7 protein-coding genes and 2 pseudogenes are annotated in these 9812 nt (G+C 65.8%); 2 read left to right on the top strand and 7 right to left on the bottom strand.

Annotated features, from left to right (window positions below):
- From AC27IO_RS04130 to motA, 7 genes and pseudogenes are all read right to left on the bottom strand, one after another.
- A pseudogene (locus AC27IO_RS04130) lies at positions 1 to 248 on the bottom strand (flagellar biosynthesis protein FlhF); the annotation flags it as partial.
- Positions 245 to 2325: pseudogene (gene flhA / locus AC27IO_RS04125) on the bottom strand (flagellar biosynthesis protein FlhA). The pseudogenes AC27IO_RS04130 and flhA, both read right to left, overlap by 4 nt.
- Positions 2322 to 3476 (bottom strand): EscU/YscU/HrcU family type III secretion system export apparatus switch protein, encoded by a 1155-nt coding sequence (locus tag AC27IO_RS04120; protein WP_272569821.1) that lies wholly within the window; start codon positions 3474 to 3476, stop codon positions 2322 to 2324. Before AC27IO_RS04120 ends, flhA begins: the two are co-directional and overlap by 4 nt.
- Positions 3477 to 3739: 263 nt before the next feature.
- Positions 3740 to 4369, bottom strand: coding sequence for a protein phosphatase CheZ (locus AC27IO_RS04115; RefSeq protein ID WP_272565428.1), 630 nt, complete (start codon positions 4367 to 4369; stop codon positions 3740 to 3742).
- Positions 4370 to 4371: 2 nt separating this feature from the next.
- Positions 4372 to 4758, bottom strand: coding sequence for a chemotaxis response regulator CheY (gene cheY, locus AC27IO_RS04110; RefSeq protein WP_092745669.1), 387 nt, complete (start codon positions 4756 to 4758; stop codon positions 4372 to 4374).
- 66 nt (positions 4759 to 4824) lie between these two features.
- Positions 4825 to 5763, bottom strand: coding sequence for a flagellar motor protein MotB (gene motB, locus AC27IO_RS04105; protein WP_272565427.1), 939 nt, complete (start codon positions 5761 to 5763; stop codon positions 4825 to 4827).
- 15 nt (positions 5764 to 5778) lie between these two features.
- Entirely contained in the window at positions 5779 to 6639 is an 861-nt protein-coding gene (gene motA / locus AC27IO_RS04100) for a flagellar motor stator protein MotA (protein WP_284431688.1), read from the bottom strand.
- Between the two features lie 250 nt (positions 6640 to 6889).
- On the opposite strand from motA, the gene AC27IO_RS04095 reads away from it, so the two are divergent.
- Both AC27IO_RS04095 and AC27IO_RS04090 read left to right on the top strand, forming a co-directional pair.
- Positions 6890 to 8566, top strand: coding sequence for an O-linked N-acetylglucosamine transferase, SPINDLY family protein (locus AC27IO_RS04095; RefSeq protein WP_498737439.1), 1677 nt, complete (start codon positions 6890 to 6892; stop codon positions 8564 to 8566).
- Entirely contained in the window at positions 8563 to 9714 is a 1152-nt protein-coding gene (locus AC27IO_RS04090) for a DegT/DnrJ/EryC1/StrS family aminotransferase (protein WP_317354866.1), read from the top strand. The genes AC27IO_RS04095 and AC27IO_RS04090 overlap by 4 nt, the downstream gene beginning before the upstream one ends.
- The last annotated feature ends 98 nt before the right edge of the window (positions 9715 to 9812 follow it).

Genomic DNA, 9812 nt, shown 5'->3' with positions numbered 1-9812 from the left:
GCCGCGGGGCGTGCCAGGGTGCGCGCGGGGCTGGCGGCCATGTCGGAGGCGCGCTCCTGCAGGCGGCTCGGCGCGGCCTGCTCGGGCGCGTTTTCCAGGCTGGACAGCGTGTCTTCCGCCGTGGCCATGACTTCCACGCCATTGGCGGTGGGGCGGTTGGACAGGATGAGGGTGCCGTCCCCGAAGGCCATGCGCGCCTTGGCCAGGGCCTCACGCGAGGTGGGGGCGGTGAAGCGTTTGATGTTCATGCGGATGCACCTTTGAGGATCGGGCCAATGCGGATGGTGTGGGTTTCAGGGATCTCGCTGTGGGCGAGCACCTGCAGCCGGGGCGCGACGCGGCGCACCAGGCGGGAAATGGCGTTGCGGATGGCGTCGGGCACCAGCAGGCAGGCGGGCATGCCCAGTTCTTCCTGCTTCATGGCGACTTCGGCGGCCTTCTGCGTGAGGATGTCGGCCACGCCCGGGTCGAGCGATGGGCCGGCGTTGTTGCTCAGGGCCTGCACCAGCAGGCGCTCCAGGCCAGGTTCGATGGCGATCACGTTCAGCTCGCGCGTCGGGCCGTAGATCTGCTGCACGATGGCGGGCGACAGCGCGATGCGCACGCGGCGGGCCAGTTCCACCGGGTCGGTGGTGGCGCCGGCATGTTCGGCCAGCGTCTCGATGATGGTGCGGATGTCGCGGATGTGCACAGACTCTTCCAGCAGCAGCTGGAGGACTTTCTGGAACGTTGCGATCGACACCATTTTGGGAACCACTTCCTCGATGAGCTTGGGGGCCAGTTTTGCCACGTGTTCCACGAGTTGCTGGGTTTCGGTGCGACTCAGGAGCTTGGCGGCTTGAACTTGCATCAAGTGTGACAAATGCGTCGCCATCACGGTTTCTGAATCAACGACCGTAAAACCCGCCATTTGTGCCGCTTCCTTCTGGTGTTCGTCGATCCAGTGGGCGGGCAGGCCGAATGCGGGGTCGGTCGTGGGCGTGCCGATCAGGGGGGTGGTGATGCCGCCGGGGTTGATCGCCAGGTGCATGCCGGGGAAGGCCTCGCCTTCGCCCACCACCACGCCGCGCAGGGTGATGCGGTAGGCGCTGGGCTTGAGTTCCAGGTTGTCGCGCACGTGCACGGCCGGCGGCAGGAAGCCCACTTCCTGCGCGAACTTGCGGCGCACGCCCTTGATACGGGTGAGCAGGTCGCCCTGGCGGTTCTTGTCCACCAGGGTGATGAGCCGGTAGCCCAGCTCCAGGCCCAGCAGGTCCACGGGCTGCAGGTCGTCCCAGCTGGCTTCGCCGTCGTGCGCGGGCGGGGGCGCTTCCACCACCGGCTGCGGGGCGTTGGCGCGCTTCATCAGCGTCCAGGCGGCGTAGCCCAAGCCTGAGCCCATGATGAGGAACACGGCGTGCGGCATGCCCGGGATCAGGCCCAGCAGGATCAGGATGCCGGCCGTCACGCCCAGCACGCGGGGCGACATGAAGAGCTGTTGCACGATCTGGTGCCCCATGTCCTCTTCCTTGCCCACGCGCGAGATCACCATGCCGCGGCCACCGAGATCAGCAGGCCCGGGATCTGCGCCACCAGCGCGTCGCCGACGGCCAGCAGGATGTAGCTGTTGGCCGCCTGGCCGGCCGACAGGTCGTGCTGCAGCATGCCGATGGCGAAGCCGCCGACGATGTTGATCAGCAGGATCAGGATGCCGGCGACCGCATCGCCGCGCACGAACTTCGAGGCGCCGTCCATCGACCCGAAGAAGTTGGCTTCTTCCGCCACTTCCAGGCGCCGGCGCTTGGCTTCCTTCTCGTCGATGAGGCCGGCGTTCAGGTCGGCGTCCACCGCCATCTGCTTGCCGGGCATGGCGTCCAGGGTGAAGCGGGCCGACACTTCGGCGATCCGCTCGGCGCCCTTGGTCACCACCACGAAGTTGATCACCACCAGGATGGCGAACACGATCAGGCCGACGGCGAAGTTGCCGCCGATCAGGAAATGGCCGAAGGCCTCGATCACCGCACCCGCCGCGCCCGGGCCGGTGTGGCCTTCCAGCAGCACCACGCGGGTGGAGGCCACGTTGAGCGACAGCCGCATCAGCGTGGTCAGCAGCAGCACCGAGGGAAACGCCGCGAAGTCCAGCGGCCGCAGCATGTAGGCCGCCACCATCATCACCATCAGCGCGACGGCGATGTTCAGGGTGAAGAAGGTGTCCAGCAGCCAGGCGGGGATGGGCAGCACCATCAGCGCCAGGATGGCCACCACCAGCAGCGGGGCGGACATGCCCTGCACGGCCGAGGCGTTGGTGCCGGCCCACTGCCGGACGGATTTGATGGAGGGCGTCATGGGGCGGTCCCTGCGTCGGTGGTGCGGTTCAGCGGATCAAGTTCGGGCGGCACGAACGGGTCGGGCTGGGCCTCGGGCATGCGGCCTTCGCCGCGCATCGCGGCCTTGAGGCGGTAAACGTAGGCCAGCACCTGCGCCACGGCGGCGTACAGCGTGGCGGGGATGGCCTGGTCCAGCTCGGCATGCGCGTAGAGCGCGCGGGCCAGCATGGGCGACTGCAGCACCGGTACCGAATGCTGCGTGGCCATTTCGCGGATCTTGAAGGCGAGCAGGTCGGTGCCCTTGGAGATCACCTGCGGGGCGCTCATCGTGCCTTCTTCGTACTTGAGGGCCACGGCATAGTGGGTCGGGTTCATCACCACGAAGTCGGCCTTGGGCACGGCGGCGATGCTGGCGCGGTCGGCGATCTCGCGGGCGCGCTGGCGCTGGCGGCTCTTGGTCTCGGGGCTGCCCTCGGATTCCTTGTGCTCCTGCTTGATTTCCTCGTGCGACATCTTCTGGCGCGACTTGAAGAAGAACGCCTGCAGCGGCACGTCGACGACCGCCGCGAGAAACACCACCAGCAGCATGAGGCTCACGCCCGAGGTCATCCATTCACCCACCCAGCGCAGAGCCACCGGCGAGGGCTGCAGCACCAGCATGGACAGCTTCTGGATGCTGTTGCCCAGGAAGTTCCAGGCCACGGCGGTGATCACGCCGGTCATGAGCACCATCTTGCCCACGTTGACCAGCTGCTGTTTGGACACCAGGTTGGTGAACCCCGAGATCGGGTTCAGCCGGCTGAACTGGGGCGTGATGGGCTGGAAGCTGAACACCCAGCCGCCGGCGCCGATGGCGCTGACCACGGCGGCGGCGCTGGTGAGAACGGCGAAGACGAGGCTGGCGACCACGCCGATCAGCGCCATCTGATGCAACCGGGTGACCATGCTGCCCGTGGCCTGCACCGTGGCGGCGTTGAACACCAGCTGCTCGCGCACGGCCAGCTGCAGGTGTTCGGTCAGCATGGGCGCCAGCACGAGGACGCTGCAGGCGCCCATGCCAAGGACGGCGATGTGGGACAGGTCCCGCGAGCGCGCAGCCTGGCCGTCCTTGCGCGCTTTCTGGAGCTTGTGCTCTGTCGCGGGGAGGTCTTTGTCTTGGCTGGAGTCCATGGTGGCATGACGGCTGGTGGTCATGCCATTGTCGTGAGCGCCCCGGAAACCTAAAGCGCGAATAGACGGCTTGTCGGGCGGCTATTCAGGGTGGCGGCCGGTGGGGTGGGCCGGCAGGGGCGGGGCGTCACGCACCCCGGTACATCAAAAATGATAGCAATATGCCCTAGTGCTTATTGCCATTGCATGCCAAAAGGCCATGAAATCCCATGTGGATATACGATGGGCGCTCCTTTTTCAGGAGCGCCAGCGCCCGCCCGGCATCAGAAGCCCAGGCTGGCCAGCAGATCGTCCACTTGCGACTGGTCGGTGACCACATCGGGCGTGCCTTCGGGATCGACCACCGGGCCGGCCAGGTGTTCGCGGCGCGCTTCCACCACGGGGGCGACCTGCGCCTGCGCGGCCGGTGGGGCGGTCTGGATGAGCAACTGCACCAGCTGCTCTTCGATCGTGGCCGCCAGGTTGACCACACGGGCGATCACCTGGCCGGTGAGGTCGTGGAAGTCCTGCGCCATCATGATTTCGGTCAGGTGGCCGTCGGCTTCCTTGGTGACGCGCTCCACGTCGTGCAGGAAGTTCATGATCTCGCCCTTGGCGACGGCCGCCACGGGGTCCTTGACCAGCGAGGAGACGACGCGGCGGGTTTCCTCGGCGATGAAGTCGTGCTGGGCCTTGGCCTGCTCCACCCGGCTCAATACCTTCTCTGCCGCTTCGCCCGTGAGGCGCGCGATGTAGGAAAGTCGGCTTTGGGCATCGGGCAACTCGCCCATCGTGCCGCGCAGCTTGTCGGCGTAGCCGAGTTCGTTCAGCGAGTCGTGCAGCTGGCGGGTCAGCTGGCCGATCTTGTTGTGAACGGCGCCGGCTTCCGGAAGGTTGTTGTCCGAGGTATCCATGATCACAGGCCCATTTTCTTGAGGATCAGGGTGACTTTCTCTTCCAGCGTGGCCTTGGTGAACGGCTTGACGATGTAGCCGGCTGCCCCGTTCTGGGCGGCTGCCACGATGTCTTCCTTGCGGGCTTCCGCCGTCACCATCAGCACAGGCAGGTGCTTGAGCTTGTCGTCCTTCTTGATTTCAGCCAGCAGCTGGAATCCGTTCATGTTGGGCATGTTGATGTCGGTGACGACGAAATCGAACTTGCTGTTGCGCAGTTTGTTCAGCGCCACCACGCCGTCTTCCGCCTCATCGGCATCGGCAAAGCCGCTTTCCTTGAGCAGGTTGCGCACGATGCGTCGCATGGTGGAGAAGTCGTCAACGATCAAAAAGCGGAGTGCAGTGGTCACGTGGGACCCTTTCGGTCGGAAATTGCAGTGTGTATTGTCATGGGCCGCAGGTTTGGTGACAAGACGTTACGGCCGAGGGGCGGATGCCGGATTCTCGCGCTTTTCGGCGGTGAACTCCGTGGAAGTGATGGTGGCAGATTTCTTTCCGAGCAGCCGTTCCTCGGCTTCCTGGGTCAAAACCGTGATCGTGATGCGCCGGTTGGCGGGCGCGCGCGGCTCCTTGGGTTCCAGCAAATCGCTGGCCGCCAGCCCGACAACGCGGCCCAGCTTGGCATCCGGCATGCCGGCGGCCACGAGTTCGCGGCGCGAGGCGTTGGCCCGGTCGGCCGACAGTTCCCAATTGCTGTAGCCGCGGTCGCCGTTGCCGTAGGGCGTCGCGTCGGTGTGGCCCGCCAGGCTGATGCGGTTTTGCACGCCGCCGAGCGCGGTTCCGATTTCTCGAAGAATGTCGCGCATGTAGGGTTTTACCAACGCACTGCCGCTGTCGAACATGGGCCGGTTCTGGTCGTCCACGATCTGGATCTGCAGGCCATCGGGCGTCACATCCATGCGGATCTGCGAGCGATACTCATTCAGTTTGGGCGTTTCGGTGATCAGCGCGTCGATTTTGGCCTGCAGCGCCTTGATGCGCATCTCGTCCTGGCGGGCGCGCTCGGCGCGTGCGGCTTCGAGGTTGGCGCGGCGGTTCGTCGATGTCTCCGAGTCGGAGCGCCGAACCTGGCCATGCACCTTGGACAGATCGTTGCCGCCGCCGGGAATCACGCTCGAGCTGTTGCCCGCACCGTCTCCCCCCTGCATGGACACCTTCAGCGGCGAATTGAAGTAGGCGGCGATGCCCTGCAGTTCGCCCTTGGCGGTGGAGCCCAGCAGCCACATCAGCAGGAAGAACGCCATCATGGCCGTCACGAAGTCGGCATAGGCGATCTTCCAGGCGCCGCCATGCACGGCATGGCCGCCCTTCTTGACGCGCTTGATGATGATCGGCTGGAGTTTCTTGTCGGCCATGGCGGCGTCTTCAGCCTACTTCTTGCCCTTCACGTGGCTTTCCAGTTCGGAAAAGCTCGGACGGTCGGTGGAGAACAGGACCTTGCGGCCGAATTCGATCGCGGTGGCGGGGTTGTAGCCCTGCATGCTGGCCAGCAGCGTGGTCTTGATGCATTGCAGTTCCTTGGCGGCATCTTCCAGCTTCTGCTCGACCAGGCCACCGAGGGGTTCCACCACGCCATAGGCCAGCAAGATCCCGAGGAAGGTGCCGACCAGCGCCGAGCCGATCATGCCGCCCAGCACGGAGGGAGGCTGGCCCACCGAGCCCATCGTGTTCACCACGCCCAGCACGGCGGCGATGATGCCGAAGGCCGGCAGCGCGCCAGCCAGGCGGGCCAGTGCCGCCACGGGGGCGTGTGCTTCCTGGTGATGGGTTTCGATCTCGCTGTCCATCAGCGCCTCGATCTCGTGCGCGTTCAGGTTGCCCGAGACCATCATGCGCAGGTAATCGGTCATGAACTCGATCACATGGTGGTCGCTGCCGACCGTGGGGTATTTCTTGAAGATTTCGGATTCGTGGGGCGTCTCGACATCCTTTTCGATGGCCATCAGCCCTTCCTTGCGGGCTTTCTGCAGGATGTCGTAGAGCATCGCCATCAGTTCCATGTACCGTGCCTTGGTGTACTTGGACCCCTTGAGCGCCATGGGCAGCGCCTTCAGCGTGGACTTGAGCACCTTCGGCTGGTTGTTCACCACGAACGCGCCCAGCGCGCCGCCGAAGATCGTGATCATCTCGAAAGGGAGTGCTTTGATGATCACGCTCACATTCCCGCCGTGTACCACGTACACGCCGAAAATGCACCCGAGGCAGACCAGGTAACCGATGATTACAAACATGGGGCCATTCTGGCAGAGTCTTTTTGAAGCGCAAAAACGGAAATGCAGGCGGGATACACCCCAATTCGTTCCCCTTGACAAGTCCCGTTGCCCTGTTGGTGAAACCGGCCGCCCACCGCCAAAACAGGCGGGCAAACCATGGTTTATTGGGGCCACCGCAGGGGCCGGGAGCCCCTAAGATGGACCCCGGCCGTTTCGGTCCACTGCCCCCGATCCCACCCTTTTCCATTGCCTGCCGCCGATGTGCTCCATGCCCACTTCCACCGACGATGCTGACGTGCAAGAGCATGCCGACCTGCTGATCGCGCTCTTTCAGGCCGAGCAGTGCCTGGCGCAGCAGGATCTGGTGGGTGCCCTGACGAAATTCGCCACCGCCCTGGCTTTCGATCCACAGCGTGCGGACGTCTGGATGCATGTCGGGCGCACCTACCTCAAGATGGAAAACTGGGCGCAGGCCATTCCGGCGCTGGAGACCGCCCTGAACCTGCAGCCCGGCATGCCGGATGCGCAGCATGGCCTGTCGTTCGCATTGTTCAACCTGGGCCGGCACGCCGAAGCGTTGCAAATGATCGACGATGTGTGTCGCCGCGGCAACAACCCGGCCATGTGGGTCATGCGCGCCTTCCTGCATGACCAGATCGAGGGCAGTCCCGTCAAGACGCTGGAGGTCTACAGGGACTGGGGCCGGCGCTACGCCGATCCGCTGACGCGCAAGGCCGCTCCCCTCGCCGTGACCGATCGCCGCCCGAAGAAACGCCTCAAGGTGGGCTATGTCACGGCCGATTTCCGGGAGCACTCCATCGCGTTCTTCATGCTGCCCGTGCTGCGCCACCATGACCCGCAGGAGGTCGAGGTGCATGTGTACTCGGGCGGGCGGCGCGACGGCATCACCGATGCCCTGCAGCAGTGCGTGCCCCATTGGCACGAGATGATCCACCTGTCCGACGATGACCTTTACACGCTCATCCGCTCGCACGGCATCGACGTGCTGGTGGACCTGTCGGGCCACACCGCCGGCAACCGCCTGCTGGTCTTCGCGCGCCGCGCGGCGCCCGTACAGGTGACGTGGCTCGGATTCATGAGCCCGCTGGGCATGAAGGCCATGGATTACCGCCTGACCGATGCGGCCATCACCCCGCCAGGCCATGAAGTCTTCTACAGCGAGCGGCTCTTTCGCCTGGCCTGCATGGCGAGCTACGCACCGCCCACCTATGCGCCGCTGTGCGAAGAGCCGCCAATGCTGCGCAACGGCTACCCCACGCTCATCTCGCTGAACAATTCCGCCAAGGTCACGGACCGCATGCTGGGTGTCTGGGGGCGCATCCTGAAGGCGCGCACCGATGCGCGCCTCGTCATCATGGTGAAGGAGCGGTCTGCCGAGGCCGCCCAGGCCAACATGCAGATGCGGGTCGAGGCTCAGGGCCTGCCGCTGGACCGCGTGTTCGTGATGCACCAGCAACCGCTCAACCAGTTCATGGAACTGGGACATATTGCCGACGTGGCACTCGACACGGCCCCGATCTCCGGTGGCACCACGACGCTGCATGCCCTCTGGATGGGACTGCCGATCGTGTCGCTGGACGCCGAGCGCGGTGTGGACGCGAGCACCGCGCGCACGCTGCAGGGCGTGGGCTATCCCGATTGGGTGGCGCGCAGCGACGACCAATACGTCGAGCGGGCTCTGGCGTTCATGGCCGATCCGGAAACCCTGGCCCGCCTGCGCCACGAAACACGGCAACGCTTGTCCGCCTGCGCACTCATGGACTATGCCGCCCGCACGGCCGAGCTGGAAAAGGCGTTCCGGCTCATGTGGCTCAATTACCTGGAAGGCCGCGACCGTTTCCTGGATGTGTTCGCCGATCCGGAGCCGGTCCTGGCACGCCTGGGCGGCGGTGAGAAGCGTGCGCACGGCACGCCCTCCGTATGACCGCCGGCGCTCCCACCGATCCCATTCCTCTGCTGGTGCCGGATGTGCCGGACCCGGTGTCCCTCCTGCCCTATCTGCAGCGCATGCATGCCGCGCGCTACTACTCCAACGGCGGCCCACTGGTGCGCGAACTGGAGGACCGCTTTGCCGAGCGCTTCGGCCTGGGCGCAGAGCAGGTCACGACCGTGGCAAGTGCGACGCTGGGCCTGGAGTTGGTGCTGCAATCGCTGGGGCTGCGCGCCGGCTCCCGCGTGCTCATGCCCACCTTCACGTTCGCTGCCACGGCGACGGCCGTGCTGCGCGCCGGCCACGTGCCGGTACTTTGCGATGTGGATGCCGACAGCTGGCTGCTGACGCCCGACATCGCGCGCGCGGCCCGTGCCACCGGTGCCGTGGATGCCGTACTGCCCGTGGCGGCCCTCGGCATGCCGCACGACATGGCGGCATGGCAGCGCTTCGAGGACGAAACGGGCCTCCCGGTGGTGATCGACGCCGCCGCCGGCTTTGGCAGCCAGTGGCTGGCAGGCGCTTCGGGCACGCTCGTGTTCAGCCTCCATGCCACCAAGTCGCTGCCGGCGGGAGAGGGCGGTTTCGTGGTCTCATCGCGCCCCGGGTTGGCGGCGCGAGTGCGCCAGTCGGCCAATTTCGGCATCAACCTCGACCCGTCCAGCCACCTGCCGGTCGGCGCCCTGGCGGCAGTGGGCACCAACGCCAAAATGAGCGAGTTGCACGCTGCCGTGGCGCTGGCATCGCTCGCTTGCTGGGAGCAGGGCGCGCAGGTCCGGCGCGCGTTGCTGCGGGAAATGCAGGACGCCCTTGCACGCGCGGCGGACGGCCGGATCGCATGGCAGATGGCCGGCCCGGCCGGCGCCATCGCGGCACCGACGCTGTTGTGTGCACGGATGCCCGACACTGCCTGCCGGAGTCGGCTCGAGGCACTGTGTGCCGCGCAGGGCATCGCGACGCGTCGCTGGTACCAGCCCCTCATGCACCGCATGGAAGCGCTGTTGCCCTTCTGTACGCTATTGCCCACGCCCCAGGCGGATGCGCTCGCCGAGACCCTGATCGGCCTGCCGTTCTTTCCGAAGATGGATCCTGCGCAGATGCAGCGGCTCACCCGTGTGATGGAGCAGGCAATGCGCAGCTAGGAAGGGGTCCATTTCAGATCACTGTAGAGACAATGGGCTGCACGAGCCGCCGCTGGCTCGGCAGGCCCCAGACCAGTACCGAACACGGGGCCGCGGTC

The organism is Acidovorax sp. KNOB132, from assembly GCF_057541515.1.
Note: the sequence above shows the minus strand (reverse complement) of the source record. Positions and strands in the feature narration are given on the sequence as shown.

Bases quoted from the DNA above. Each gene is read 5' to 3' on its own strand.
- AC27IO_RS04120 (WP_272569821.1), bottom strand. From the start codon at position 3,476: ATGGACTCCAGCCAAGACAAAGACCTCCCCGCGACAGAGCACAAGCTC.
- AC27IO_RS04115 (WP_272565428.1), bottom strand. From the start codon at position 4,369: ATGGATACCTCGGACAACAACCTTCCGGAAGCCGGCGCCGTTCACAAC.
- motB (WP_272565427.1), bottom strand. From the start codon at position 5,763: ATGGCCGACAAGAAACTCCAGCCGATCATCATCAAGCGCGTCAAGAAG.
- motA (WP_284431688.1), bottom strand. From the start codon at position 6,639: ATGTTTGTAATCATCGGTTACCTGGTCTGCCTCGGGTGCATTTTCGGC.
- AC27IO_RS04095 (WP_498737439.1), top strand. From the start codon at position 6,890: ATGCCCACTTCCACCGACGATGCTGACGTGCAAGAGCATGCCGACCTG.
- AC27IO_RS04090 (WP_317354866.1), top strand. From the start codon at position 8,563: ATGACCGCCGGCGCTCCCACCGATCCCATTCCTCTGCTGGTGCCGGAT.